Annotated in this window: 27 protein-coding genes and 1 tRNA gene; 9 read left to right on the top strand and 19 right to left on the bottom strand. The window is 63.9% G+C overall.

Features of this window, described 5'->3' with window-relative positions; genetic code table 11:
* Window positions 1-41: 41 nt before the first annotated feature.
* Together MON38_RS01525 and MON38_RS01520 are read right to left on the bottom strand one after the other, a co-directional pair.
* Window positions 42-491 carry a DUF4890 domain-containing protein gene (locus tag MON38_RS01525; RefSeq protein WP_241934365.1) on the bottom strand — a complete coding sequence of 150 codons (450 nt, stop codon included), beginning with the start codon at window positions 489-491 and terminating at the stop codon, window positions 42-44.
* 166 nt (window positions 492-657) lie between these two features.
* Complete coding sequence (locus MON38_RS01520) at window positions 658-1,140, bottom strand: DUF4890 domain-containing protein (RefSeq protein WP_241934364.1); 483 nt, start codon at window positions 1,138-1,140, stop codon at window positions 658-660.
* A gap of 246 nt (window positions 1,141-1,386) precedes the next feature.
* Here MON38_RS01520 and MON38_RS01515 point away from each other — a divergent pair, with 246 nt between their 5' ends.
* On the top strand, window positions 1,387-2,970 hold the full coding sequence (locus MON38_RS01515) for an amino acid permease (RefSeq protein WP_241934363.1): 1,584 nt from the start codon (window positions 1,387-1,389) through the stop codon (window positions 2,968-2,970).
* Window positions 2,971-3,084: 114 nt separating this feature from the next.
* On the opposite strand, the gene MON38_RS01510 is transcribed toward MON38_RS01515, so the two are convergent.
* Together MON38_RS01510 and MON38_RS01505 are read right to left on the bottom strand one after the other, a co-directional pair.
* Window positions 3,085-3,504: a hypothetical protein gene (locus MON38_RS01510; protein ID WP_241934362.1), complete on the bottom strand. Its 420-nt coding sequence runs from the start codon at window positions 3,502-3,504 to the stop codon at window positions 3,085-3,087.
* 153 nt (window positions 3,505-3,657) lie between these two features.
* Window positions 3,658-3,867: a hypervirulence associated TUDOR domain-containing protein gene (locus tag MON38_RS01505; protein WP_241934361.1), complete on the bottom strand. Its 210-nt coding sequence runs from the start codon at window positions 3,865-3,867 to the stop codon at window positions 3,658-3,660.
* A 189-nt stretch (window positions 3,868-4,056) separates the two neighbouring features.
* On the opposite strand from MON38_RS01505, the gene MON38_RS01500 reads away from it, so the two are divergent.
* The gene (locus tag MON38_RS01500) at window positions 4,057-6,090 is read left to right on the top strand and encodes an RICIN domain-containing protein (RefSeq protein WP_241934360.1); all 2,034 of its coding nucleotides are present in this window, start codon (window positions 4,057-4,059) and stop codon (window positions 6,088-6,090) included.
* Window positions 6,091-6,111: 21 nt separating this feature from the next.
* Here MON38_RS01500 and MON38_RS01495 read toward each other — a convergent pair whose 3' ends face one another.
* The 7 genes from MON38_RS01495 to MON38_RS01465 all read right to left on the bottom strand — a co-directional run bounded on the left by MON38_RS01495 (window position 6,112) and on the right by MON38_RS01465 (window position 12,839).
* Window positions 6,112-7,149 carry a hypothetical protein gene (locus MON38_RS01495; RefSeq protein ID WP_241934359.1) on the bottom strand — a complete coding sequence of 346 codons (1,038 nt, stop codon included), beginning with the start codon at window positions 7,147-7,149 and terminating at the stop codon, window positions 6,112-6,114.
* A 143-nt stretch (window positions 7,150-7,292) separates the two neighbouring features.
* Window positions 7,293-8,933 (bottom strand): FAD-binding protein, encoded by a 1,641-nt coding sequence (locus MON38_RS01490; RefSeq protein ID WP_241934358.1) that lies wholly within the window; start codon window positions 8,931-8,933, stop codon window positions 7,293-7,295.
* A 233-nt stretch (window positions 8,934-9,166) separates the two neighbouring features.
* The gene (locus MON38_RS01485) at window positions 9,167-10,744 is read right to left on the bottom strand and encodes a polyamine aminopropyltransferase (RefSeq protein WP_241934357.1); all 1,578 of its coding nucleotides are present in this window, start codon (window positions 10,742-10,744) and stop codon (window positions 9,167-9,169) included.
* Window positions 10,737-10,952 (bottom strand): DUF350 domain-containing protein, encoded by a 216-nt coding sequence (locus tag MON38_RS01480; RefSeq protein ID WP_241934356.1) that lies wholly within the window; start codon window positions 10,950-10,952, stop codon window positions 10,737-10,739. Before MON38_RS01480 ends, MON38_RS01485 begins: the two co-directional genes overlap by 8 nt.
* 18 nt (window positions 10,953-10,970) lie before the next feature.
* On the bottom strand, window positions 10,971-11,171 hold the full coding sequence (locus MON38_RS01475; RefSeq protein WP_241934355.1) for a hypothetical protein: 201 nt from the start codon (window positions 11,169-11,171) through the stop codon (window positions 10,971-10,973).
* Between the two features lie 10 nt (window positions 11,172-11,181).
* Window positions 11,182-12,474: a DUF4178 domain-containing protein gene (locus tag MON38_RS01470; protein WP_241934354.1), complete on the bottom strand. Its 1,293-nt coding sequence runs from the start codon at window positions 12,472-12,474 to the stop codon at window positions 11,182-11,184.
* Window positions 12,471-12,839 (bottom strand): S-adenosylmethionine decarboxylase family protein, encoded by a 369-nt coding sequence (locus tag MON38_RS01465; RefSeq protein ID WP_241934353.1) that lies wholly within the window; start codon window positions 12,837-12,839, stop codon window positions 12,471-12,473. Before MON38_RS01465 ends, MON38_RS01470 begins: the two co-directional genes overlap by 4 nt.
* Before the next feature lie 295 nt (window positions 12,840-13,134).
* Between MON38_RS01465 and MON38_RS01460 the strand changes: the two genes are divergently transcribed.
* Together MON38_RS01460 and MON38_RS01455 are read left to right on the top strand one after the other, a co-directional pair.
* Window positions 13,135-14,031: a DUF6929 family protein gene (locus MON38_RS01460; RefSeq protein WP_241934352.1), complete on the top strand. Its 897-nt coding sequence runs from the start codon at window positions 13,135-13,137 to the stop codon at window positions 14,029-14,031.
* Between the two features lie 205 nt (window positions 14,032-14,236).
* Entirely contained in the window at window positions 14,237-14,665 is a 429-nt protein-coding gene (locus MON38_RS01455; protein ID WP_241934351.1) for a hypothetical protein, read from the top strand.
* An 83-nt stretch (window positions 14,666-14,748) separates the two neighbouring features.
* Here the strand turns inward: MON38_RS01455 and MON38_RS01450 are convergent, their stop codons facing one another.
* Both MON38_RS01450 and MON38_RS01445 read right to left on the bottom strand, forming a co-directional pair.
* Window positions 14,749-15,879: an AI-2E family transporter gene (locus tag MON38_RS01450; RefSeq protein WP_241934350.1), complete on the bottom strand. Its 1,131-nt coding sequence runs from the start codon at window positions 15,877-15,879 to the stop codon at window positions 14,749-14,751.
* A gap of 90 nt (window positions 15,880-15,969) precedes the next feature.
* Complete coding sequence (locus tag MON38_RS01445; RefSeq protein ID WP_241934349.1) at window positions 15,970-17,166, bottom strand: lactonase family protein; 1,197 nt, start codon at window positions 17,164-17,166, stop codon at window positions 15,970-15,972.
* A gap of 229 nt (window positions 17,167-17,395) precedes the next feature.
* Here MON38_RS01445 and rpiA point away from each other — a divergent pair, with 229 nt between their 5' ends.
* Both rpiA and MON38_RS01435 read left to right on the top strand, forming a co-directional pair.
* Window positions 17,396-18,190 (top strand): ribose-5-phosphate isomerase RpiA, encoded by a 795-nt coding sequence (gene rpiA, locus MON38_RS01440; RefSeq protein WP_241934348.1) that lies wholly within the window; start codon window positions 17,396-17,398, stop codon window positions 18,188-18,190.
* Between the two features lie 164 nt (window positions 18,191-18,354).
* On the top strand, window positions 18,355-19,239 hold the full coding sequence (locus MON38_RS01435; RefSeq protein ID WP_241934347.1) for an EamA family transporter: 885 nt from the start codon (window positions 18,355-18,357) through the stop codon (window positions 19,237-19,239).
* Between the two features lie 13 nt (window positions 19,240-19,252).
* Here the strand turns inward: MON38_RS01435 and pgl are convergent, their stop codons facing one another.
* The 3 genes from pgl to gndA all read right to left on the bottom strand — a co-directional run bounded on the left by pgl (window position 19,253) and on the right by gndA (window position 23,362).
* Window positions 19,253-19,996 carry a 6-phosphogluconolactonase gene (pgl, locus tag MON38_RS01430; RefSeq protein WP_241934346.1) on the bottom strand — a complete coding sequence of 248 codons (744 nt, stop codon included), beginning with the start codon at window positions 19,994-19,996 and terminating at the stop codon, window positions 19,253-19,255.
* A gap of 169 nt (window positions 19,997-20,165) precedes the next feature.
* The gene (gene zwf, locus MON38_RS01425) at window positions 20,166-21,695 is read right to left on the bottom strand and encodes a glucose-6-phosphate dehydrogenase (protein ID WP_241934345.1); all 1,530 of its coding nucleotides are present in this window, start codon (window positions 21,693-21,695) and stop codon (window positions 20,166-20,168) included.
* 164 nt (window positions 21,696-21,859) lie between these two features.
* Window positions 21,860-23,362 carry an NADP-dependent phosphogluconate dehydrogenase gene (gene gndA, locus MON38_RS01420; RefSeq protein WP_241934344.1) on the bottom strand — a complete coding sequence of 501 codons (1,503 nt, stop codon included), beginning with the start codon at window positions 23,360-23,362 and terminating at the stop codon, window positions 21,860-21,862.
* Window positions 23,363-23,626: 264 nt separating this feature from the next.
* On the opposite strand from gndA, the gene MON38_RS01415 reads away from it, so the two are divergent.
* From MON38_RS01415 to MON38_RS01405, 3 genes are read left to right on the top strand one after another with little or no spacing between them, the layout of a single operon-like run.
* Window positions 23,627-23,947, top strand: coding sequence for a hypothetical protein (locus tag MON38_RS01415; protein WP_241934343.1), 321 nt, complete (start codon window positions 23,627-23,629; stop codon window positions 23,945-23,947).
* Window positions 23,948-23,997: 50 nt separating this feature from the next.
* Complete coding sequence (locus MON38_RS01410; RefSeq protein WP_241934342.1) at window positions 23,998-24,201, top strand: hypothetical protein; 204 nt, start codon at window positions 23,998-24,000, stop codon at window positions 24,199-24,201.
* Between the two features lie 42 nt (window positions 24,202-24,243).
* Window positions 24,244-24,570, top strand: a complete 327-nt coding sequence (locus MON38_RS01405) for a hypothetical protein (protein WP_241934341.1) — start codon at window positions 24,244-24,246, stop codon at window positions 24,568-24,570.
* A gap of 99 nt (window positions 24,571-24,669) precedes the next feature.
* On the opposite strand, the gene MON38_RS01400 is transcribed toward MON38_RS01405, so the two are convergent.
* From MON38_RS01400 to MON38_RS01390, 3 genes are all read right to left on the bottom strand, one after another.
* Window positions 24,670-24,751, bottom strand: a tRNA-Leu gene (locus tag MON38_RS01400).
* 37 nt (window positions 24,752-24,788) lie between these two features.
* Window positions 24,789-25,328 carry an iron-sulfur cluster co-chaperone HscB C-terminal domain-containing protein gene (locus MON38_RS01395; protein WP_241934340.1) on the bottom strand — a complete coding sequence of 180 codons (540 nt, stop codon included), beginning with the start codon at window positions 25,326-25,328 and terminating at the stop codon, window positions 24,789-24,791.
* A 31-nt stretch (window positions 25,329-25,359) separates the two neighbouring features.
* On the bottom strand, window positions 25,360-25,647 hold the full coding sequence (locus MON38_RS01390; protein WP_241934339.1) for a putative quinol monooxygenase: 288 nt from the start codon (window positions 25,645-25,647) through the stop codon (window positions 25,360-25,362).
* Window positions 25,648-25,859 lie beyond the last annotated feature (212 nt).

Genomic DNA, 25,859 nt, shown 5'->3' with positions numbered 1-25,859 from the left:
GAATTCCGTTGAGGCTTTTTCAAGGCTGAATGTGGGCGTAATTAAGCTTTGGCCTTCATTTTCATTTTGCCGCCATCTTTGCCGTGGCCGTGGTGCTCGGCTTTCATTTTGTCCATCTTGGCGAATTGCTCGGGCGTGAGGATGGTTTTGAGCTGGGCCTCGTAGCGGTCGTGGGCGGCTTTCATCTCGGTGCGGCCGGCTTTGCGGTCGGCGCCATACTTGGCTTTGAGGGTGGCGCTTTCCTGCTGGCGGGCCAGCATCAGGCTCTCCACTTTGGCTTCCTGGTCAGCGGTCAGGCCGAGCTCCTTGGCCATTTTGCCGGCTTTGTGGTCGGCCATTTTGGCGGGGTCTTTCGGGCCTTTCTGGCCCTTGCCATAGTGGCGAGCGGTTTGTTTGGCATCGGTGCCGGTAGCTTTCACGGCAGTTTGGGCGAAGCTGGTGCCGGCAGTAGTCAAAGCAAGGGCGACGAGCAGAAACAGGGTCTTTTTCATGATGTTGAAGAAAGTGGGGTGGTGAAGGGAAAACCGCTGCACTGGCAAGCTGGTCGTGCTTTCGGTAAGACAAGCCTTGTGCCAGAACCATGCGGTGCCGTGGCCCAAAGCATTGCGTACCGCCAAGCATCGACCAACCGGCCGGATTTGCCGGCCTGCGGGCGCGTTATTCCGTCGGAGCCGGGGCGGCCGGGCGGGCACCGGGCCGCATGGGCCGGCGCGGGCCGCCGGGCAGCTTGCCGGCCTGGTCGGCCTTCATCTGGGTGTATTTGGCGAATTGCTCGGGCGTGAACACCGTTTTCAGCTGCTCATCGAATTTTACTTCGGCGTTTTTCAGGTCCTGCGGCGAGCCGTAGCGGCGGCCGTTGGTGACGCGGCCTTCGCGCAGGGTTTGCAGCTGCTCGCGCTGGGCCAGCAGAATGGGCTGCAGCTTGGTTTGCTGCTCGGCGCTCAGGCCCAGCTCGGTGCTGAGGTACTGCACGCGGCGCGCCACCATCTGCTCGGGGGTTTGCTGGAGGCCGCCGGCGGGCGGCACGGTGCGCACGATGGTGGTAGTGGGGGCGGCACCCGGCGTCTGGGTGGGGGTTTGGGCCAGGGCGGCTGAGGTAGTGGCCCCGCCCACGGCGAGGAGGAAAAGTAGCTTTTTCATGCAGCGAAATAAGGGAGAAAAGGGGAGGAACCCGGCGCGGTGCGGGCCACCGGACGGCAATATCGGCGGGGCTAAGCAAGGAGCGGGCCAGCCGCCGCAAACGCTCCGGCAAGAAACAGTGCCAAATTGCTGCCTATATTTCGGCCCCGCTGTCGTGGGCGGCCCGTTTTTCGGGGTTGCGCACGGCTTTCGGACTCGTTTATTCTTCCCATCCCCACTTTTTCTTTCTCATACATACCCTTACACATGGCAAGTATTTTCGCCAAAAAACCTCTGGCCGTGCTGCTGGGCGAGGCCAACTCGACCGGGCACGGCACCCTGCAGCGCACGCTGGGCGCGGGTAACCTCGTGGCCCTGGGCGTGGGCGCCATCATCGGGGCGGGCCTGTTTGTTCGCACCGCCGCCGCTGCCGCGCAGGCTTCGGGCCCGGGCGTAACGCTGGCTTTCATCGTGGCCGCCATCGGCTGCGTGTTTGCCGGCCTGTGCTACGCCGAGTTTGCCGCCATGATTCCGATTGCCGGCTCGGCCTACACCTACGCCTACACCACCATGGGCGAGTTTGTGGCCTGGGTCATTGGCTGGGCGCTGATTATGGAATACGCGCTGGGCGCGGCTACCGTGAGCATTGCCTGGAGCGAATACCTGAACAAGCTCTTGCAGGTGTTTGGGACCAGTATACCGTATAATCTCAGCCACTCGCCCTTCGAAAGCGCCGTGGTGAACGGCTCGCTCGAGCACGGCCTCATCAACCTGCCGGCCCTGTTCATCATCGTGATGCTGTCGCTGCTGCTCATCAAAGGCACGCAGGAGTCGGCTATGTTCAACGCCATTGTGGTTATCCTGAAGGTGGCCATCGTGCTGGTGTTCATTGCTGTAGGCTGGCAGTTCATCAATCCCGCCAACCACACGCCCTACCTGATTCCGGACAACGCCGAGCCGGTAAAAAATGCCGCTGGCGTGGTAGTGCGCGAGTACACGGCCTGGAACAAGCACGGCTGGGGCGGCGTGCTCGGTGGCGCGGCCATCGTGTTTTTCGCCTTCATCGGGTTCGATGCCGTGAGCACGGCCGCGCAGGAAGCCAAGAACCCCAAGCGCGACATGCCCATCGGTATTCTGGGTTCGCTGGCGGTGTGCACGGTGCTCTACATCCTGTTCGGCCACGTGCTGACGGGCGTAGCCAACTGGCGCGAATTTGCCGACCCGGCCCTGGGCGGCGAGGCGTCGGTGACGTACGCCATCAAGGCGCACATGCCCGGCTACGAGTGGCTCGGCACGGCCGTGACGGTGGCCATTCTGCTCGGTTTCTCGTCGGTTATTCTGGTGATGCTGATGGGCCAGAGCCGCGTGTTCTTCTCGATGGCGAAGGACGGCCTCATGCCCAAAGCCTTCTCCGAGCTGCACCCGCGCTTCAACACGCCTTATAAGTCGAACCTGGCGCTGTTGGTGTTTGTGGGCGCGTTTGCGGCCTTCGTGCCCGGCTCGCTGGCCGGCGATTTGACCTCGTTCGGCACGCTGCTAGCCTTCGTACTCGTGAGCCTGGGCGTGTGGATTATGCGCCGCTCCGACCCCGACCAGCCCCGGCCGTTCCGCTCGCCGCTGTCGTCGGCCAGCTTCCCGCTGGTGCCGATTCTGGGCGCGGCCATCTGCACGCTTATGATTGTGGCCCTCGACTCGAACACCCTGAAGCTGGCCCTGGGCTGGATGCTGCTCGGTTTCGTGGTGTATTTCCTCTACGGCAAGCGCAACTCCATGCTCCAGAAGGGCGTGGTAGTAGTGCCCACCGAAATGGAGGAAGAAGCCTTCATCAAGCCCGACCCGAACAACCGGTAATTTTGAGTTAAGAGTGGTAAGTTGAGCGGCGAACTATTCCCAACTTTTAACTCATCACTTTTAACTCTTAACTTAAAAAAAGCCCCGCCGACAGTTGTCGGCGGGGCTTTTTTGTTAAGGCAGCACGGTGCGGTAGTTGGTCAGCCACTGCATGGCCGCGCATTCCTCCGTGAACCAGCCGGCCCGGAAGGTACCGGCGATGACCAGCGGTGAGGCATAGCTGCGGGCGCGCAGGGCATTCCAGAATTCGGGACGGGCGATAAAAGCCAGGGTAGGCACGCGGCCCAGCACGCGGTGCACGCGCGGCAGAAATTCGTCGCTCAGCCACTCGTACACGTCGGGTGGGCGCACGTCCACATCGGCGCGGCCGTCGAGCAGCCAGTAGGGGCAGCGGTGCTCGCGGGCGGCAGCCAGCAGCATTTCGCAGGCTTCGGTGAATTCGAGCGTGGACAGCGGCCGCAGCACAGTGCCGCGCAGCAGGGCGGGCGCGGGCTGGTAGCGCACCGCGTAAAAGGGTTCGGAAGCTGTTGACATAGCGAGGCAGGAAGAGCGGGGCAACGCACGTGCTCCTCCGGCTGCTATCGGCACCTTCCACAGCCAACGCTGTTGGGAGTCGCCGTAAAACAATCCGGAAAGGCAAGTACCTGGCAAAGGTACGCCCGCAGGCGGGCGTGGCGGCCCCGCGCGTCAGGCCACAGGCTTCACTTCGCTTTTGAGCTTGAGCACGCGGTTGCCGTTGTCCTGCACGATGACGAAGGCAGGGTCATCGGCCGAGCCGTTGCGGTGAATTTCGGCCCCCTTGATGGTGCGCGAAACGGGTTCTTTGTGTACGGACTCGATTTTGCCGGTGGCCGTGCCGGTGCCATATTTCCAACTAACGGTGGTGCCTTTACGCATAGGTAACGAGAGGGTAAATGGAGTGTTACTGAGGCGTACGCACGAAGCCGGCTTGCCGTTGGCGCTGGTGGCAGGGGTGGGTGCCCAAGCTGTTTTCATACTCGCGCCGCCGTTTCGCCGTTCTTTGCGGTGTTCAACCATGCGTGGGGCTTTGGGCCCGCGCTTCCGTCCATGCGCCTTTTGCTGCTTTTGTTGCCCTTGCTGCTGCTGCTGCCGACTTTCGGCCGCGCCCAAACCAATGCTTTCGTGCCCGATGAGCGGGCCTACTACGGCCTGATTGACCGCGGCAGTGGGCGCTGCCTCGACGTGGCCAGTGCCAGCACGGCCAGCGGCGCGGCGGCCGTGCAGTGGGAATTCACGCACGCCAACAGCCAGCAGTGGCGCTTCGTGCCGGTGCGCCAGGGCAGCGAATACTACCGCATCGAGGCGCGCCACAGCACGCAGTGCCTCACGGTGGCCACGGCCGGCGAGGGCACTGCGCTGGTGCAGCGGCCTTTCCAGGGCAGCGCCGAGCAGCAGTGGCGGCTGGTGCCGGCCGGCCCGGCGGGCAGCTTCCAGCTCGAGAACAAGAGCGAGGCACGGGTAGCGGCACTGGCGGCTTCCGATAAGTTCAACGGCACGCCGGTGGTGGCCCAGAAAAGCAATGGCCGCGCCACCCAGCAGTGGCACCTGTTCCGGCTGCGGCTGAACGTGCTGGAGGGGCCGCTCGCGTTTGGTGCGCCGCAGTTGCTGGCCGGGCCGGTGAACTCGCCGGGCAACGAGCTGCACCCCATCGTGAGCCCCGACGGCAAGACGCTGTACTTCGCCCGCACCAAGTTTGCCGGCAACACCGAGGGCAACACCGACTCGGGCGATGCTTGGCTGAGCCGCAGCGCCGACCAGGGCAAAACCTGGGGCGCGCCCGAGCGGATGGATGCCATTAATACCCCACAGAACAACGCTGTGGAAGCCACCACCGGCACCGGCGGCCAGCTCCTGATAGTGCGCGGCACGTACGAGCGCGACGGCACTTTCCGCGACGAAGGCCTGAGCCGGGTAGCGCAGGCCGCCGCCACGGCCGCCGGGGCCACGCCCAAAACCACCAAGCCGGAGGCCCTGCGCATTGCCAATTTTTACTCGGCCGTGACGGGCACGGGCTTTTTTATGTCGGCCGATGGGCAGACGCTGCTGCTCTCGCTGGAACGCGGCGATTCGGAAGGCGGCAACGACATTTACCTGAGCCGGCCCGATGGCAGCGGCGGCTACACCGAGCCCAAAAGCCTGGGGCCGGTACTCAACTCGCCGGGCTTCGACTTTGCGCCTTGGCTCGCGGCCGATGGCAAGACCCTATATTTCGCCTCGTATGGCCACATGGGCTATGGCTCGGCCGACTTATTTGTGAGCACCCGCCTCGACGATTCGTGGGCGAAGTGGAGCGAGCCCCGCAACCTTGGGCCTACCTTCAACGGCCCCGGCTTCAATGCCTTTCTGAGCGTCGCGCCCGACGGCAAAACGGCCTATTATTCGTCGTCGGCTACGCCCAACGGCACCAAGGACATCTGGCGCACGGGCCGCGCCGTGGCGGCCGACTCGTTGCCAAAACCGGCTGTGGCCGAAGTATCGGAAAACGCCGGCCGGGCCTTCTTGAGCGGGCGCGTGCTCGATGCGCGCACCAAACAGCCGGTGCCCGGCGCGCTGGTGAAGGCGAACCTGCTGGGCACGGGCCGCAATAGCCCACAGTTTCTGGCCACCAGCCGGGCCGACAACTCGGGCAACTACCAGATGTCGCTGCTGCCGGGGCGCTACGCGTTGTCGGCCATCGGCGGCCTGCTCACGATGAGCGACACGCTGACGGCCAGCGGCTCGCCGCGCCGCGACATTTTGCTGAACCCGGCCGTGGTCGGCGAGAAAGTCGATTTGCCGAGCATCATCTTCGCCCAGGGCAAAGCCACGCTGCTGGGCTCGTCGTTCATCGAACTCAACCGCCTGGCCATTGCCCTGCAAGCCGCGCCCGCCACCGAAGTGCGCCTCGAAGGCCACACCGACAACGTGGGCCCGGCCGATAAAAACCAGCAGCTCTCCGAAGACCGGGTGGCCGAGGTGAAGCGCTACCTCGTGGGCCGCGGCATCAGCGAAAACCGCATCACCACCGTCGGCTTCGGCGGTACCAAGCCCCGCTACGGCAACGACCGCGAAGAAACCCGCCGTCTGAACCGCCGCGTAGAACTGGTGATTGTGAAGTAGCTCGGACTTGCAGCGTCCAGGCTACTTCCTTCGTCGCCAGATAAACCCATCGAGCACGTAGTGCGTGGATTGCGGCAGCGCCAGCAACGGCACCAGCCACATGAGCAGCGCGGGGCTGGCTACCATGGGCAGCTGCTGAAACCAGCCGAACACCGCGCCGTGCTCGCGCCACACCAGCCCATCCCAAAGGCCCTCTTCGATAAAAGCAAATAGCACCACGGCGCCGATGAAAACCGCCAGGCCGTAGCGCCCGGCCCACGCGCCGCGCCGAGTGGCGGCCGGGGCCTGAGCCGTTTTGGGCCCGCCCGCCCACACCAGCGCCAGGTAGGGAATGCCGTGCGACACAACGTTCAGTAGTGTGAAGGCCAGGTCGCCGTTGAAGAGCACGATGCCCACGTACCACGATACCAGCGTGCCGGCCAGCAGCAGGTTGCGGGGCATATTGAAAGTGTGGTTACGGTGCCAGAGCCACGCTTCACGGGCCGAATAAACCGCAATCAATCCCACGTAGAGCGCCGTAGCCACGGTCCGGCCCGCCGGCCAATCGAGCTGTACGAAGTCGCCATCGACAAACCAGTTGAAGTTGCGCCCCGGTGAGAAATGCCAGTAGAGCAGCGGGTAAATAGTGGCGTAATAAATCAGCGCCGTGGCCAGCCACTGGCCCGGCACCGTCGCCTCCTGCCGGCTGTAAATCCGCAGGAACCCATACTGCTGCCGGATGAAATGAAACACCGCCAGATACGCCAGCGCCCGCCAGAACACCAGCCCGCCGAGGCTGTGCAGCGCCACGCCCGCCGCATAGCAAGCCAGCGGCACCACCCACAGCAGCATGCGCCGCTGCCGCCGCCGCACCGGGTCGAAGTAGGTCTGAAACAGCGTGCCGTACACGTGCGCCACGTCGATGAGCACCACCAATGCCACCCAGGCCAGCAGCGGCATGGCCGCCGAGTGGCGGTAGGGCGCGGGCAGCACCAGCACCACCAGCAGCGCCAGAAACGGCGGCGCGAGGATAAGCAGGCCGTCGTAGCGCGGGGAGCGAATCCAGGGTTGGGCGGGCATGGGGGTTGGATGGAGGTATTTGAAGCTAATTGAACGTCATGCAGAGCGCAGCGAAGCATCTCGCGGGCTACCACTAATTTATAATGCTCTCACAGTTGAATTACTGCCACAAGCGAGATGCTTCGCTGCGCTCTGCATGACCTTTATTCTAGTTTGCTACCCGTCCCCAACATCTCCCGCGCCGCCCGGATTCCTTGGTAAAACCCCTCCTCAAAAATCGAAATGCCGCTAAAATCAGTGTGCGCGAAGAAAATTCGGTTGCGCACCGGCTGCATGGCTGCCGCCCGCGCCGCTCCCCAGAGCAGGCCGGGCGTGGGGGCCACCATGCCGTGGCCCCACACCCAGAGGTCGGCCTGCTGAATGTAGGGCGTCACGCCGGGGTGATAGGTTTCGAGCTCGGCCACCACGCGCGGCAGCCATTCGGCGTAGCTGGTTTGGTAGGCGCGGCGGCGAGCGGGACCGGGCGCTTCGTCGGTGAGGGGCCAGTATAGAGTAATGACTTTGGGGCCGCCGTCGTCCTGTTTGATTGATTGTTGGGTCGCATTGATGTACCCCAGCGAAGCACTGCCGAAGCGCACGTTGTCCCAGCTCAGCGGGCGGCCAGGGCCCTGCGGCAGGCCCACCACCGTGAGGTTGGCAATGAGCCAGGGCGCGTGGTGCAGCGCGCCGGGCGGCGGCAGTTGGTGGCCCGGCACGGCGGCCAGCAGGTGGTGGGCAATGTGCTGCGGCGTGGCCAGCAGCACCTGTCGGGCGCGCACGCGGGTGCTTTGGCGCGTGGCCACGCTATAAATCAGGGCCTCGATGCCGGTGGCGGTTTCGCGCAGGTCGTAGGCCAGCGTTTGGGTGTGGATGGGGGCGCTGGCTTGGCGGCGCAGGTTTTCGGTCAGGAAGTGGTTGCCTTCGGGCCAGGTGAGCACGTCGGCGCCGGTGGCGTTGTGGGCGCTGCCCTTGCGGCTGGCGAAGTAGTGCAGCCCCGCCCAGGCCGATACCTGCGCGGCGGTGGCGCCGTAGTCGTCGCGGCAGGCGTAGTCGAGGTACCAGCGCAGGGCCGGCGCGGTGAAGCCCTCGCGGTCGAGGTAGGCGGCGAAGGAAATTTTATCCAACTGGCGGTATTCCTTGTCGGTCGACGACTCGTCGAGCGGAATGCGGAAAACATCACGGCCGTCGCTTCCGATGGTGGTTTTCAGCATCTCCGTCAGCTTGAAAAACCGGGCCACCTGGGCCTGGTCGGCGGCGCTCAAACCCAACGCAGGCACCAGCCCTTCCTGCCAGTGGCCTTCAATGTTGAGGCGCTCCTCAGGGTCGTGGCAGAGGTGGTAGTCGTTGTAGATGGGCCGGCCATCGGGCGCGTAGCCGGTGAGCGTGCCAGCGGCTTGCAGGAACTCCAGCAACTCGCGGTTGCGTACGTCGGGCACGGGCAGGTAGTGCGCGCCCCAGGGGTAGGCAGAGGCGGCGTTGCGGCCGGCGCTTGCGTTGCCGCCGGTTTCGGGGGCCAGTTCCACCAGCAGCGTGTTGGTCTGGCCGTGCTGGTGCAGCCAGCGCCGCGCCGACAGCCCCGCCACCCCGCCGCCGATAATGAGCACATCGGTTTCAATGGTGCTGGTGGGCGCAGGGATTTTGCTGGGGTCGCGCAGCAGGTGGCCGGTGGCGGCATCAGGTCCCAGCAGCTGGCCTTTGATGTGGGCCAGCGGGTTGCTCGGCGCGCAGCCGGGCAGCGCCGGCAGCAGCAGCGCGCCGGTAAGGGCCGCCCCGCTTTGGGCCAGGAAGGAGCGACGGGTGGGCATGGGTTTAGGATTGGAAAAGGTTGTCGTACACACTGGCACGCTGGCCGCAGTTTAGCGCGTAGCGCGTAACTGCTGGCCTTGGGTAAGGCGAGTTTGTAACTCGCCATTGGATTGATTGGCGAACGGAAATTGCCGCTGTGCGGCAGCGAGTTGCAAACTCGCGTTACCCAAGGCCAGCAGTTGCGCGCTACGCGCTAAACTGCGGCCAGCGGGGCATGCTATCAGTTGATAACTCAATGCACGTACGGCCCCCAATCCTCCTCAAAATACCGCACCAGTACCTGGTTATTCAGCTGGTTCACCTCCGTGGGCACCTCGCTCATATCGGGCGGGAAGCGCAGCATGTCGTGAATGGTGGCGGGCGTGATGTAGCGTAGGCCCGCCGGCAGCGGGCTCATATCGCCGCGCCAGTGGGTGTCGGGCCCCGCCAGCACGTAGCCCCACTCGCCGAACGACGGCACGTAGAGGTGGTACGGAATGGTGTGCAGCCCCACCGCCGCCAGCGTGTGCGCCACGCACCAGAACGACTGCCGGGCCAGAAACGGCGAGGTGCTTTGCACCACCAGCCGCCCGCCGGGGGCCAGCCGCTTGGCCAGCGCCGTGTAAAACGCGGCCGAATACAGCTTGCCGATGGAGTAATTGCCGGGGTCGGGAAAATCGACAATGATGGCGTCGTAACGAGCCGAATCCTGCCGAATCCACTGGTAGGCATCGGCGTTGATGACCTGCACTTTGGGGTTGTTGAGCGAGCCCTGGTTCAGGCTTAGCAGCAGCTCGTTGTGCTGGAATAGTTCGGTCATGCCCGCGTCGAGGTCGACGAGCTTGATGCTGGTAAGGCGCGGGTATTTCAGCAGCTCGCGTACGGCCAGGCCGTCGCCGCCGCCCATCACCAGCACGTGGCGGGCCTGGGGCAGCGCCTGTAGCAGCGGATGCACCAGCGCCTCGTGGTAGCGGTACTCATCGGCCGAGCTGAACTGCAGGTTGCCGTTGAGGAACAGGCGCAGCTCGCGCGGGTTGCGGGTGAGGACAATGCGCTGGTAAGGTGTTGATTTTGAATAAATAACCTGGTCCTGAAACGCCAGGGTTTCGGTGTAGGCCAGCAGCTTGTTGGCAAAGCCGAACAGCCCCGCCAGCCCCAGTAGCGCCGCCCCAATGCCCACCCCGAAGCGCCGCCGGTAAGGCCGCGTTTCGGGGAAGCGGGCCAGCACCACGGCGGCCACGGCCAGGTTCAGGGCCCCGAAAACCAGCGAGGTACGAATCAGTCCCAGCTGCGGTACCAGCACCAGCGGAAATATCAGCGACGCCAGCAACGCGCCCACGTAATCGAAGGTAAACACCCGCGCTACTAAATCCTTGAACGGGTAGCGGTGCTCCAGAATCCGCATCAGCAGCGGGATTTCCAGGCCCACCAGCACGCCCGTGAGGCCCACCAGCGTGTAGAGCAGCAGCCGGAACGAGGCCACGTACTCGAAACTCACGAACAGCAGCGGAGCCATGCACCCGCCCACGAGCCCCACCAGAATTTCGAGCCGGATAAACCAGCGCAGCAGCGAGCCTTCGAGGAATTTTGAGAGCCACGAGCCGATGCCCATCGCAAACAGATACGCCCCGATGATGGTGGAAAACTGCGTGACGGAATCGCCCAGCAGGTAGGAAGCCAGCGTGCCGGCAATCAGCTCGTAAATCAGCCCGCAGGTGGCAATCACGGCCACCGCCGCCAGCAGCAGGCCCGGCAGCCGCGCTTCGGGACCGGCCGCGGCGGGGCCCGCCGGCGGTGCTTCCGCGGCGGGCACTTCCAACAACTCAGCCATGAATGGCGGCGCTGATGATGAGGGCTACGGCCAGCATAAAGGCCGCGCCGAGGATGGCCAGGGCGGTATTGTGCTCCTCCAGAATTTCCTTGCGCAGGGTGCCCGGCGTCAGCTTATTGAACAGGTAAAAGCTGATAACCAGGATGACAATGCCCAGCAGCGAATAGAGGATGGAGGCCGCGAGGGCTTTGGCGTTGAGGTATTCCATAAGAAAGGCAGGAGCGGGTTATTTGTGGAAATACAGGCCGCGGCCGGCGTGGCCGTGGCCGCCGGTGCCGGGCGCGTTCAGGGTTTCGGTGCTCTCGTTATCGTCGCCGAGCAGGCGGGTGCCGGTGGCGGTGCCCCAGGCAAACCAGGCCAGCGGCAGCAGCAACAGCAGCGCGTAGAGGCGCACGGGGCGCAGGAAGTTGAGCAGGTTTTCGAGCATGCCGGATGGGTTATTCTTCGGTTGCGTACGGGTTATAGTCGCTGTTGGCCCAGCGGCGGCGTTCGTGCCAGTGGCGGCGCAAGAGCTGGAATCCGGGCACCAGCAGTATCAGCGCCAGCACCACGAAAAAGTTGGACGGCAGCGCCGGGTTGGCCCACACGGTCACCTTGATTTCGGGCGAAACACCCTTTTCGGTGAAGGGGTAGAAGTTGAGGTGGTAGCGCCCGGCTGGCACCCGCGAAAGCACGGCTTCCACCTCACGGCTGCCTTCGCTCCAGCTTTCGCCGCCTTCCACGCCGCTGTAAAACTCAATGTTTTTGGTGAATTCGAAGCCGCGGCCGGTTTGCTCGTTCACCAGGCTCACGGGCAGCTCCAGCCATTGGTTGCTGAGGGTGGCGTTCAGCTCAATGTCGAGGGCGGTTTGGTGGTCGAGGGCGAAGCTGGGCGATACCAGCACGCGGCCGGTGCCGGGCGCGGCGGTGGCCGTGGTATTGGGCTCTACCTGAATGGTCTGGCTGAGCACCGGCGAGCCCGTGCGCACGGCCAGCAGAAGCTGAGTGAGCAGCAGCGCTGCAATTAAAATGCCCGTCAGGGTCCAGAGCGCCGGCCAGCTTCGGCTGCCGGGCGCTGGCTCGGCCATGCCCGTGCCTTCGGTGTGCGGCAGCGCGCTCCGGCTGATGTTGAACGCCGTGGCCAGCTCCTCGGGGGCCACGTGGCGGCCCCGGTACCAGTTGCTCTCGCGCCCGCGCTTCTCCTGCACCAGCAGCAGGGGCGGGTTGACGTATTCAGTCACGTACAGGCTCTGGTCACTCTCGATGTCCCAATCGAACTCGCCCAGTGCCCAGTTGATGCGCGACTGGTATTTGTTGAAAATCCGGAAATCGGGCAGCTTGAAATCTTCCCGGTTTTTGTCGAGGTGGCTGGCGGCCCAAATCAGCGTCCAGTGCCCGTCGTACTCGGCCAGTTGCACGTAGCGGCCGGTTTCGGGCTGCAGCAACTGGTACTCACGCCAGCTGTATTGCGGGTGGTTGGCTTCGCAGCGGCTCGTCAGGCCCACCACGCGGTAGAGCGCGCCATCCAGCAGGCCCAGGATACCCAGCGGCAGTACGGGCGACGTTTTAGGCGCGTCCTTATAATTGCCAAACACCTTGGGTGTTTCCTCGCCCGACCATCGGAAATACGCGTGGCAGTTCGGGCAGGCGTAGTATTCGCTGTCTTCCACGTCGTAGTATGTAATAGACGTGTGGCATTCGGGGCAGTCCAACTGGGCCGATTCGGGCCGGGGCGTAGCGGTTTCACTCATCGGCACACTTCGGTTTGAGTGAGTTCGGTGCCTTCGAAAAACGCCAATGTGGCCGCATAAATGCCGCGCACCGTGGCCGAATTGTCGCGCCGGAAATTGGAGAGGAACACGTCGAATGTGGCCAGCCCGTGCTCGGGCCAGGTGTGGATGCTCAGGTGAGACTCCGTCAGGGCCAGCACGGCGGTGAAGCCGCCCGCGCCGTTTTCGTCGGCCGGGAAGTGGTGGTAGGCCTCGCCCACTTTTTCGAGCCCGAAGGCCAGCACCTGGGCATCGAAGAAGGCACGACAGCTTTTGGCATCACGCAGGGTGGCGGGCGGCGCGGCGAAGGTGGCCAGAATGTGCAGGCCGGGCGTATAAGTGGGCATGAGAAAGGAGCGCGGGGCGAGCGCGGCGGCAAGATAGGAAGCGGAACGGGTTGATATTTGGCCGAAGCTTGCGGGCTGAATCGCCGGGCTTGGCCCTAGCATTACGAAGCTATGTAGGAGTTTTGCACGTCATGCTGAGCGCAGTCGAAGCATCTCTACTGCAGTAGTAATTATTTACTTGCGCGGTAGAGATGCTTCGACTGCGCTCAGCATGACGTTCTGATGACTTGCCAAGTAACCTCTACCATCATTCAAATCGCCTGAATACCCGCCATTCCGCCGTCGATAATTTGTTATGAAGGCCACCATTATTTCCGAAAACCCGATTCCCGGCCTGCCCTCGGCTTCCGGCGTCGAAATCATTGGCCCCACGGCCTACGTCATCGGCGACGACTCGCCTTTTCTCTATCTGCTCGACGCGGCCACGCTGGCCGTACTCTCGCGGGTGCCACTGTTCGCAACCGATGCTTTCGGCACCGGCCGCATCCCCAAAGCCAGCAAGCCCGACCTCGAAGCCATGGCCGCCCTCACCTGGCCCGACGGCCGGGCCGGGGTGCTGGTGCTGGGCTCCGGCAGCACGCCGGCCCGCGCTGCCGGCTGGTTCGTGCCCGTGTCGGGCGAAGCGCCGGTGCGGGTGGCGCTGGCGCGGCTCTACGCCCTGCTGGCGGCCCAGTTGCCCGCTGGTGTGGTCCTCAACCTCGAAGCGGCCGCCACTTCGGCCACCGAGCTGCTGCTGTTTCAGCGCACCGTGGGCCGGGCCGATGCGGCGCTGCTGTTCGTGCTGCCGCTGGCCGAAACGTTGCGATTTCTGCTGAATACGACCGGGGCGGCAGCTCCCAAGGTGCACCAGCTGGTATTCGAGCTGCCGCTGATTGAGGGGTGCCCGGCCGGGTTTTCGGGCGCCACGTTTGTCGATGGGCGGCTGTTCGTATCGGCTTCGGTGGAGAACACGGCCGATGCCGTGCTCGATGGCGCGGTGCTGGGCTCGTTCGTGGGCGTGGTAGATGTAGCGGCCGGCCGCGCCACGCTGGCCCGTCTGGCCTGGGCCGACGGCCGGCCTTACGTTGGCAAAGTAGAGGGCTTGGCCGTGCGCCAGCAGCTGGGTCCCAGCCACTTCGAGCTGCTGCTCGTGACCGACGATGATGTCGGCGGCAGCACCGCCGCCACGGCCCACCTCGTGTTGGCCGAGTAGCCCGGCTGCGTCAGTCACGGCTGGCCATTGCGCCGAGCACAGGGTTTCTGAATCGGGTAAAAGCATCAGCCCCGGCAGCAGCCGCTGATAATGGGGCGGGGCATCGACCGGCAGGGCTTTGTGGCCCGAGACTTTTGGGGTAAATTTGACTCGGCCCGCTTCAGGACAACCGGACACTTACCGCCGCTCTACCACTTCAATTACCATGAGTTTGCTCTCCCAGACCCCGGAAACGCTGTATTTCCAGAACGCGGCTGGCCGGTTATTCTACCAGCCCGGGGCACAGGTGGTGCGCCTGGCCTGGGCCGCCGAGCGCATTGCGCTGGCCGCTATTCAGGAATACTACGAGCAGGTGCTGGCCCTGATGCTGAACACCGGCAGCCGCAAAATCCTGTCCTGCCACGGGCAGCGCGCCCCCCTGCCGGGCCCCGCCCAGGAGTGGCTCACCGGCGACTGGATTCCGCGGGCCATTGCGCAGGCCGGGGCGCGCCACTGCGCCATTGTGGAAGGCGCCGACCCCATGCACCGCCTCTCCACGCAGTCGGTGGTAGCGGCGTCGCCCAGCGGCCTGCAGTTCCGCCGCTTCGCCGATATGCAGGAGGCCGATGCCTGGCTGCGCGAAGTGCGCGGGTGAACAGTTAAGAGTTAAAAGTGAAGAGTTAAGAGTTAAGAGTTGAATCGGCCATTGACTTCTTCAACTCTTAACTCTTAACTGACTTACTTCTTGCCCTCGGCGGCCAGCACGTGCTTTTTGGCGGGGTTGATTTTGCGGCCGCGCGGCGTTTCCTCATCGCCCAGCACCATGCCCCAGGGCTTGAGCGACTCAATGCGGTCGAACACGATTTTCAGAATGGCAATAACCGGCAGGGCCAGAAACATGCCCGCCACGCCGCCAATGGCGTTGCCCACCAGCACGCCCACAATGGCCACCAGCGCATTCACCTGAATTTTGGAAGCCACGATGCGCGGAATCAGGTAGTGGTTGTCGATGAACTGAATGAGCATGTAGGCGCCGAGCACCGCAATGGCGTGCCCGTAGCCGGGGTGGGCCACGAAGGCCATGAGCATGGGCAGCGCAATGGCAATGAGCCCGCCGATGTAGGGGATGAAGTTGAGCAGCGCGCCCATCACGCCCAGCAGCAGCGCATAAGGCACCCCAATGATGAGCAGAACCGTGACGTTGAGTGCGGCCACGATGCTGCCCTCAATCAATAGGCCCACCATGTAGCTCTGGATGGCGGTTTTGCTTTCGCGCAACACCTCGCTCACGCCGGTATCGCGGCGGTGGCCCGAAAAGGCCTGCACCAGGAAGTCGACCAACCGCTTCTGGTACAGAAACAGCAGGAAGATGTAGACCGGAATCAGGGTAAACGACACCAGGATGCCCGACAAGGTGGAGAGCGTGCCGCCCAGCAGGCCCTGGGCCTTGGTGCCAGCCTCGCTCACCCAGCTTTGCAGCTTCTGGTCGCTCACGCCGAAGCGCGATTGCAGCCACTCGTGCACCTGGGCGGTGGTTTCGGCCAGCTTTTTCTTGAACATCGGCATCTGGTCGGAGAGCTGGGCGGCTTCCATCGAGATGAAATACACCAGGCCCAGCACCGCCGCCACGCCCAGCACCACCGTGAGCGTGATGGCCAGCAGCTGCGGCACCCGCTTGCGCAGGAGCCACTGCTCGACGGGGTGCAGCATGATGGCGAAAATGGCCGCGAAAAACAGCGGAAAGATGATTTCCGAGGCGATGTGCAGGGTGAATACCAGCAGCGCCAGCCCCAGCAAAATCAGGGGGGCTTTTACGTAGAGGGGGAATTGCAGCTCGCGGGCGGGCGGCGTGGGGTCGAAGTCGGCCATAATACCTGAAATGGGGCCGGCGAATAGTCGCGGGCTGCGCCGCTTACGGCTGGGCTTGCCGCGCGTTGCCGCCGCCGGCCCGGCGGGTGGTTATTTGCGGAAGTCCTCGACCACGCCCACGAACATGGGCGAGGGCACCCGCGCCTGCTGCCCGGTGGGCGTGAGCAGGCCCGAAAAGGCATCAACGCGGTAGCTGACGAGGTTGTTGGAGTTCTGGTTGGCCACCAGCAGCAGGCGGCCGCTGGGGTCGAGGGCGAAGTTGCGCGGGGTTTTGCCCTGCGTGTCCACGTCCTGAATGGGCACCAGCGTGCCGTTGCTGCTGTCGATGGCAAACACGGCAATGCTGTTGTGGCCCCGGTTGGAAGCGTAGAGAAACAGGCCGTTGGGAGCCACGTGCACGTCGGCGCAGGAGTTGTCGCCGGAGTAGCCGGCCGGCAGCGTTGAGATGGTTTGCAGCTCGCGGAAGTGGCCGGCGGCCGCGTCGTAGGCCAGCGTGGTTAGCGTCGAGTTCAGCTCGTTGATGAGGTAGGCGGTACGGCCGTTGGGATGGAAAGTGAGGTGGCGCGGCCCGGCCCCCGGCTTGGCCACGAAGGCCGGCTCGGGCAGGCGCGCAAGGCGGCCGGCCGCCGCATCGAGGCGGTAGCCCACCACCTGGTCGGTGCCCAAGTTCACGGCGAAGGCGAATTTGTTGGCCGGGTCGGGCAGCAGGCAGTGGGCGTGCGAGGAGGTCTGGTTTTTGTGCGGGCCCGAGCCGGTGTGCTGGTCGGTGGTGGGCGGGCCGAGCGCGCCGTCGGTCGCCACGGGCAGGATGCTCACGTTGCCGCCCATGTAGTTCGCCACCAATACACTTTTGCCGCTGTGGTCGAGGCTGATGTAGCACGGCGACGCCCCGCCCGACGGCTGCTGGCTCAGCGGTTTCAGCGCGCCCGAGTGCGGGTCGACGGCGAAGCTGCTTACGCCGCCGCCCGGCGCGCCCCGAAAGGTCTGGGTTTCGCTCACGGCGTACAGAAACCGGTGGTTGGGCGTGAGGGTGAGGTAAGTAGGGCTGGCCCCGCCCAGCTGCCCGCTGAGCCTGGTGAAAGCGCCGGTGCTGGCATTCACGCGGTAGAGGAAGATGCTGCTGTCCTGCGCGCCGCCCACGTTGGTGCCGATGTATAGCAGGTAGTCGGCGGGCAGCGTGGCCGTGGCGGGCCGTCCGCAGCCAGCCAGCAGTCCGCTGGCGCTCAGAGCCAAGCCGCCGAAAAGGGTGCGAGAAGCGCGCGAAAATTGAAAAACAGAAACCATCATAGGAGCAAGGGGAGGCTGAAGCCGCAAAAGTGCCTCAAGCTACGGGAAATGTGGCTGAGAGTGCCGTTGAAATGCGCTAACTGATGCGAGCAGCAGCATTGTTTTGAAATATTTGCGGCGTTAATAGCAGACATTGGCAACTGCGAGGGGCTACTTTTGGCCCGGCAACCCCGCCCCGGGCCGTTGGCCGCAAGCGTGGCAGCTGCTTTTTTGCGTTTCATTTTCCACCGTGCGCCAGCCCCGGCTGCGCCTACAATTCCTGCTCAACGTGTCTGCACCCCAGTCCGCTTCCGCTCCCGATTTAGCCGCCGAAAAGCTCCTCGCCGCCACCACCGCCGTGGGCTGGGTGCGCGACGGCATGCGCGTGGGCCTGGGCACCGGCAGCACGGCCGCGCCCTTCATCACGCTGCTCGGCCAGCGCGTGCGCGAGGGCGGCCTGCGCATCGAAGCCACCGCCACTTCCCGCGCCAGCGAGGAGCTGGCCCGGCAGGTGGGCATTCCGCTGCTGGAGCCCCGCCGCGGCCTGCGCTTCGACCTGACCGTGGACGGCGCCGACGAGCTCGACGCCCAGCTGCGCCTCATTAAAGGAGGCGGCGGGGCGCTGCTGCGCGAAAAAGTCATTGCCACGGCTTCCGATTACCTGCTCATCGTAGCCGATTCCACCAAGGCCGTGGGCCAGCTCGGCCGCTTCCCGCTGCCGCTCGAAGTAGTGCCCTTCGCCCTGCCCTGGGTGATGGATGCCGTGGCCGACCTCGGCGGCGCGCCCGTGCTGCGAATGGATAAGCAGAACCCGCTCGAACCCGCGCACTCCGACCAGGGCAACCTGTTAGTCGACTGCCACTTCCAGCAGATTGAAGACCCCGCCATGCTGGCCGCGCAGCTCATCGTCATTCCCGGCATGGTCGAGCACGGCCTGTTTCTGGGCCTGGCCCGCGCCGCCGTGGTGGCGCAGGGCGGGCAGGCGCAGGTGTGGCGGCCGGGCCAGGCTCCGGTGGCGGCCAGCGAGTTCACGGCGCTGCCGTAGCGGCTGGTTGCTGAAGCAAGTAAATAAGCCATTTGGAACGTCATGCTGCGCTTGTCGAAGCATCGCTACCGCACAAGTAATCCAATTGACAGGGTTTACTATGGCGGGAGAGATGCTTCGGCAAGCTCAGCATGACGTTCAATTTTTATCAGCTAGCCCCATACATGTCCGTACCCAACCCAACTTCCCGCTTCACCTTTCCGGCGGTGCCCGCCGTGCTGCTTTCCATCGTGAGCGTGCAGGGCGGCGCGGCTATTGCCAAGGGCTTGTTTCCGGTGCTGGGGCCGGCGGGCACCACCAGTTTGCGGGTGGGTATTTCGGCACTGGTGCTGCTGCTGGTGGTGCGCCCGCGGCTGGGGCGTTTGACGAAGGCGCAGTGGCGGGCGGTGGTGCCCTATGGGCTGGCGCTGGGGCTGATGAACCTGTTGTTTTACTATGCGTTGGCCCGTATTCCGCTCGGGCTGGCCGTCACGCTGGAATTTGTGGGGCCGCTGGGGCTGGCGCTGGCCGGCTCGCGCCGCTGGGTTGATGTGGTGTGGGCGCTGCTGGCAGCCGCCGGCATTGCGCTCATTGCGCCGTGGCAGGGCCAGGGAATCGACTTGCTGGGCATGGCTTTCGCACTGGCCGCCGGCGGAGCCTGGACGGTATACATTGTGCTGGGCCAGCGTACGGCGGCCGTGCTGCCGGGCCAGCAGGCGGTTGCCATCGGAATGTTGTTTGCGGCCTTGCCGGTGCTGCCGTTGGGCATTGCCAGCGGCAGCCTAGCGGGCCTCACGCCGCATCTGCTGCTGTTGGGGGCGCTGCTGGCGCTGTTTTCCAGCGTGCTGCCGTTTTCACTCGAAATGCAGGCGCTTCGCACGCTGCCCACCCGCACCTTCAGCATTTTGATGAGCCTGGAGCCGGTGGCGGCGGCGCTCTCGGGCTGGCTGCTGCTGGACGAGCGGCTGCTGCTGCCGCAGTGGCTGGCGGTGGGTTTTATTGTGGTGGCCAGCGCGGGTGCCACCCTCACCACAAAATCCGACGAGCCAGCGGCACTTGGTGGCAAGTAAGCCCGGAAGCAAATCAGTCGGGCTGCGCGGCGCTGTTGCTGAGCTCGGCCGCAGCGGCCTCGTCCAGAAACCACTGCCGCTCGCCCGCCGAAGGGGCGATGAGTTGGGCCGGAAATTCCTCGGCGTTGCGCGTACCCTGGCGCACGCGCCGCACGGCGGCCGCCTTGTCGGCCCCGAAAACCAGGAAAGCCACCGCCCGCGCCTGGTTGATGAGCGGGGCCGTGAACGTGAGGCGGTACATGTCGACCTCGGGCACGAACACGGCCTGCACGTCGGCCGTGGTGGCGTGCAGCACCTCGGTGTGCGGAAACAGCGAGGCCGTGTGCGAGTTGTCGCCCAGCCCCAGCAGCACCAAATCGAACCGGGCCGGCTTGGGGCTGAAGAAGTCGTTGATTTCTTTGCTGTAAGCAGCCGCTGCTTCAGCCGGAGATAAGTCGGTTTCGAAAGCAAAAACGTGGGCGTCGGCAACGCCCAGCGGGGCCAGCAGGGCCGTTTTGGCCATCAGGTAGTTGCTCTGCGGGTCGGTGCGGGGCACGTTGCGCTCGTCGCCGAAGAAGAAATACACATTGGGCCAGTCAACCTGAGCGCGGTAAGCGGGCGAAGCCAGCAGCTCGTAGAGCTTTTTGGGCGAACTGCCGCCCGAAAGCGCCACGGCGAAGCGGCCGCGGGCGGCAATGGCCTCGTGGGCTTTTGCCACGAAATACTCGGCCAGGTCGCGCAGCGTGGATTCAGTGGTAGGGTGGATGTGCAGGGGCATGAGCTTGTTTTCGGGGGAGGGTGGAAGGATGGAAATGCATTAAAACAGTCATGCCGAGCGCAGCCGAGGCATCTCGCTCGGGCTGTAACTCAATCGGTAAAAAGGGTTAGTGGTGGCAGGCGAGATGCCTCGGCTGCGTTCGGCATGACCGTTTTGATTATAACTGGTGCTACGCTTTCTTCTTGCTGTTATCCTTCAGCGGCAGCGTGAACCAGTGGTAGCCATCGCGGGCAATCAGGGCTTCGGCCACTTCGGGGCCCCAGGAGTCGGCCGAGTAGTTGGGGAAACTCATGCTGGGCCGGCTCTGCCAGGAATTCAGGATGGGCATTACGAGGTCCCAGGCTTCTTCGACCTGGTCGCCGCGCATGAACAAGGTCTGGTCGCCGAGCATGGTGTCGAGCAGCAGGGTTTCGTAGGCTTCGGGGGCTTCGGTGGTGTAGGTGCCGTCGTAGTCAAACACCATGTCCACGGTATTGAGCATCATGTCGAGCCCCGGACGCTTGGCCTGCACCTGCAGCCGGATGCTCATCTCGGGCTGAATGCTGATAATGAGGCGGTTTTTGCGCCAGCCTTCCGCCGTTTCGGCCGGGAAGATGACGTGCGGCACATCCTTGAACTGAATCGTGATAATCGACGCCGAGCGGTGCAGGCGCTTGCCCGTGCGCAGGTAAAACGGCACGCCCTGCCAGCGCCAGTTGTCCACGAAAAACTTCACCGCCGCGAAGGTTTCGGTGCTCGACGTCGGGTTGGCGCCGGGCTCCTCGCGGTAGCCGGGCACCTGCTGCCCCTCAATCCAGCCCGCGCCGTACTGCCCGCGCACGGCCGCCTCGCGCACCGTTTCGGGCGTGAAGCGGCGCATGGCCCGCAGCACGTCCACCTTGCGGTTGCGCACCTCGTCTGCCGTGAAATTCACCGGTGGCTCCATCGCCACCAGGCACAGCAGCTGCAGCAGGTGGTTCTGAATCATGTCGCGCAGCGCGCCCGAGCCGTCGTAGTAGCCGGTGCGCTCGCCCACGCCCAGCTGCTCGGTCACCGAAATCTGCACGTGCTCGATGTTGTTGCGGTTCCAGAGCGGCTCCATAATCGCGTTGGCGAAGCGGAAGGCCATGATGTTCTGCACCGTTTCCTTGCCGAGGTAGTGGTCGATGCGGTAAATCTGCTTTTCCTCGTAGTGCTTGGCCAGCAGCTGGTTCAGGGCCCGGGCCGACTCCAAATCGTGTCCGAACGGCTTCTCAATCACGATGCGCACCCGGTTGGGGTCGGTATCGGGGTGGCTTTCGGCAATGCCCGTGGCGATGACTGGGAAGAATTCCGGCGCCACTGCCAGGTAGTAAATGATGTTGGCGGGCGCGCCCCATTCCTTTTCCAGCGCTGCAATGCGCTGGCTCAATTCTTCGTAAGCTGCTGGCACTTTCACATCGGAAGCCTGGTACTGAATATGTGGACCAAATTTGTCCCAAGCCTCTTTTTTGGCCTTGCCGCTGCGCGAAAACTGATTGAGGTCGGCCAGCAGGTTCTTGCGGAATTCCTCGTCCGTCAGCTTGGTGCGCCCTGTGCCGATGATGGCAAACTGCTCGGGCAGCCAGCCATCGAGAAACAAATTATACAGCGCCGGCGAAAGCTTGCGGGCGTTCAAATCGCCGGTGCCGCCGAAGATGACGAAAACGGTGGGCGGAATGGTATGGGCGGTGGTGTTCATGCCGAAAGAAGGGACGAAGGTGTTGATTGGAAAGAAATAAGCCTGTCATCCTGAGCGGAGCGAAGGACCTTATCCCGATAGAACAGCTTGCGCTAATTCTATCAACGCGAACGTGATAAGGTCCTTCGCTACGCTCAGGATGACAGATGCGGACTGGTGCCAGCTTAGCTGTTCGGCTTCACCGGCTCCTTGCTGGGGCCATGCTCGTCCACCTGCGCGTCTTTCTTGTTGCTGGCATCCTCCAGTTCCGGTGCCCACTGCGTGTGGAAAACACCTTCCTTACCAATCAGCTCATAAGTATGCGCCCCGAAATAGTCGCGCTGGGCCTGAATCAGGTTCGACGGCAGGCGGCCGGTGCGGAACGAGTCGAAGTAGCTCAGCGACGCCATGTAGGCAGGCACGGCCAGGCCGGCGGTGGCCGCCGCCGCTACCACGGCGCGGGCGCCGGGCACGGCCGCACTTACCACGTTGCGCACCTGCTCATCGAGCAGCAGGTGGGCCAGGTCGGGCGTGTGCTGGTAAGCGTTGTAAATCTCCGTCAGGAAGCCCGAGCGGATGATGCAGCCGCCGCGCCAGATTTTGGCAATTTCGGCCAGGTTCAGCTCGTACTTAAACTCCACCGAGGCGCGGCTCAGCAGCTGCATGCCCTGGGCGTAGGTGATGGCCATGCTGAAGTAGAACGCCTGCTCTAGCTGCGTCAGAAATGCCTCCCGCTCCACGCCGGGCAGCGCGCCGGCGGCCGGGCCGTACATGCCCTGCAATTGCTCGCGCAGGGCTTTGTACTTGGATAAATCGCGCAGGGCCACGGCCATGTCCACGGTGGGCAGCGGCGTTTCCAAATCCATGGCTACCTGCGAGGTCCACTTTCCGGTACCCTTCGAGCGGGCCTCGTCCTTGATGTCGTCGAGCAGCAGGTGGTCGGTATCGGGGGCTTTGAACTTGAAAATGTCCTTCGTGATGTCGAGCAGGAAACTTTGCAGCCGGCCTGCGTTCCAGCCGGCAAACACCTCGCCGATGGCCGCGTTGTCCATGCCCAGGCCGGTTTTCAGCACGCCGTAGGTTTCGGCGATGAGCTGCATCAGGCCGTACTCGATGCCGTTGTGCACCATCTTCACAAAGTGGCCGGCCGCGCCCGGGCCGATGTAGGTCACGCACGGCTCGTCGCCCACGTGCGCCGCAATAGCCTCGAACATGGGCTGCACCACGCGGTAGGCCTGCTTGTCGCCGCCGGGCATCATGCTCGGGCCGAAGCGGGCGCCTTCCTCGCCGCCGCTCACGCCCATGCCGAAGAAGTGGAAGCCGGTTTCGGCCAGCGCCTTGGCGCGGCGTTCGGTGTCGGTGAAGTGCGAGTTGCCGCCGTCGATGATGAGGTCGCCGGGCTGCAGCACCGGCGTGAGCTCGGCCACCACGGCATCCACGATGGGGCCGGCGGGCACCAGCAGCATCACGGCGCGGGGCGTTTGCAGGCTGCCCACGAAGCTGGCCAGGTCGGCGTAGCCCGTCACGGGCTTGCCCTGGCCTTCCTTGGCCAGCAGGGCCACTTTGGTGGCGTCTTTGTCGTAGCCCGAAACCGGGAAGCCGTGGTCGGCCAGGTTTAGCAGCAGGTTGCGGCCCATGGTGCCAAGGCCAATCATACCGAAGGAAGGGCGGGAGGGAGGGTTGCTCATCAGCGAATGCGGGGGTGAAAAAAGTGTCGGGAGGGGAAACCGGCGCGCGGCCGCAGTACAAGCCCCAACGGCCCGCCAATGTTGGCCCACCGGGGCCATTTTTCGCGGGGCCACCGGGGCCGGTGCGGCCTTGCCGCGCCCAATGTACGGCCCGAGGGGGCGGTACCGTTGCCCTCATTCAACATTCACCAAGCGGGCCGGACCTTGGCCCGGCGTTTCGGCAGCCGCTCTGGGTTGAGGCCGGCCGCGCGCCTCGTTTGCTATATGCCTTACTTTATTCGACATACGCCCGGGGCCCGGCCCGTTGAGGCCACGCAGTGGTTCCCGGGCCAGGAGCTGCCTGGCGTGAGCGCCGAATCGGCGGGCCACCCCGGCGGCGGCGGCCTGCTGCCCGTGCCGCCCCACGCCTACGTGCACACCCGCAAGGGCATCCTCACCGTGTTTGCCGGCGACTGGATTATCACCGAGCCCAACGGCGAGCTGCACGTGTGCCAGCACCGCCTATTCGAGCAGAACTACGCCCCCGTGGAAGTGGATACCGAACCTGGCCCCGCCGCCCCCAGCCCTATCGAAACGGGCATCTGAACGGCCGGCCCAAGTGGCCCCACCCTGCGCCGGGGCGCTACCTTTGCCGCATGGAGTTTCAGAAAAAGAAGTACGCGTTTCGCGGCATGGATGGCTACGCCGGTTTCCGCAACGGCCAGGAATACGAACTGGAGCTGGGCCTAAGCCCCGCCGACGATGAGCGCCCGGCTGAAATCGTCATCATTAACCCGGTTTCGCGGCAGTATATGTATTGCAGCAAGCAGGAGTTCGCGGCCAGGTGGGAGAAGCGGTAGGGGAGGCTTGAATAAGCCGTCGTTTTATAATCGTATTGCTGTATGCGCGCCACCACTAAACGCCAGCTTATCACTATTGCCATCTTAGCTGGCTTAAATATCCTGATGGGTAATCTGGTGGCCGGCAATGGACAACAACTCAGTGGTGAAACAGTAGCGGCACATAGCCCGGAAATGCGGAAAGCGGTATTAACCACTTTTTTGGTTAGCATTCAATTCTTCAGTTTCATACTTGGCGCTTTAGCTGCGTTAGTTCCGTATCGGCAACAGCAATACAGCGAGAAATGGCTTACGTTTTCCTTGTGGATTGCTGTTGGGCTGCAATCGTTCTCGCTTGTCGCTTCGGTTATAAAGTTGCTGTTCTGGTAGCGGTAGCAGGCGGCACATGCCGGTTCGACCCCGGCTCCGGGTACAAACGAAAAAAGCCGGCCTTTCTCATGCGTGAGAGAGGCCGGCTTTTTTCGTTTGTACCCGGAGCCGGAGTCGAACCGGCACACCTTGCGGTATTGGTGTTTGAGACCAACGCGTCTACCGGTTCCGCCATCCGGGCAGGATGAGCTTTTCAGAACAATTCCGCTCTGCCGGTATCAGGAGCGGGCTGCAAAGGTAGCTAGCTGCTGCTGGATGCGCAACAGATACCGCTTTTTTAGGTAGTAGGTGCGGATTTGCTGGAGCGCGGCCGGGCGGTGGTCGGCCGGGAGCTGCTCATAGCCAGCCAGAACCGGCTGAATGCCGGCATCGAGTGTGGCGGCTAAGGCTTCTACTTCGGCGGCAACTTTTGTTTGCACGGCAGCATCGGGCTCCATTTCCAGCTCCATCAGCTGCTCGTTCAGGTCCATCATATCCATCAGGAAATCGGGCGGGAGCTGCTCCTGCTTGCCTTCTTCGAGCAGGCCGTGCTGGCGCAGCAGGTAGGCCATGCGCTGGTCGGGGTGGGCGAGGGTGCGGTAGGCGTCGGTGTTGAGGGTAGCTTGGCGCAGCATCTCGGCCTGGTTTTCGGACGAAGAAGTGGCGTGGAAATCGGGATGGGTTTCGCGGCTTTTGGCGTAGTAGAGGCGCTTGAGGGCGGCCTCGTCGGGCAGGAAGGATTCGGGCAGGCCGTAGAAGGCGAAGTAGTCGGGCGACATAAAAACGGAGTTTATCAGGAGGTGAATACGGCTACAACACCGGATTCACCGAAAAAGCCACGGGCGGCGCGACAAAAAGCCGTTTGGTGGCCGGCCATACCTCCCCGAACAGGGCAGATTTCCGGTAGGCGTTGAGGGCGGCCGCATCGTCCCAATGACTGTGGGTGCAGTAGGTGGCGGGGTGGTCGGCGTCCTGCCACAGCTCCAGCAAGCGGCAGCCCGGCTGCTGCCGGATGCGCTGCTCGGTGGCGCGGAACAGCGCCAAAAATGCCGGCACCTGCGCCGGGTCGAAAGTCATGCGAACGATGCGGATGAGCATTTGGGGTAGGGGATTGGGAGAGGCAAAAGTAAAAAGCCCCGGCTCCGTGGAGGGAGGCCGGGGCTTTTATGGCGGAGTGCCAGAGCGGCGTAGGGGCGGGGCTTGCCCCCGCCCGGGCGTTAGGAACGTAATCAACAGGGCTGCTCAACACTACTGTTCAACGGTGCGAACGTGCGGGCGGGGGCAAGCCCCGCCCCTACACCGTTTAGTTC

The sequence above is a fragment of the Hymenobacter cyanobacteriorum genome, from assembly GCF_022631375.1.
Classification (GTDB): domain Bacteria; phylum Bacteroidota; class Bacteroidia; order Cytophagales; family Hymenobacteraceae; genus Hymenobacter; species Hymenobacter cyanobacteriorum.
This window is presented reverse-complemented; position numbering and strand designations above follow the sequence as displayed.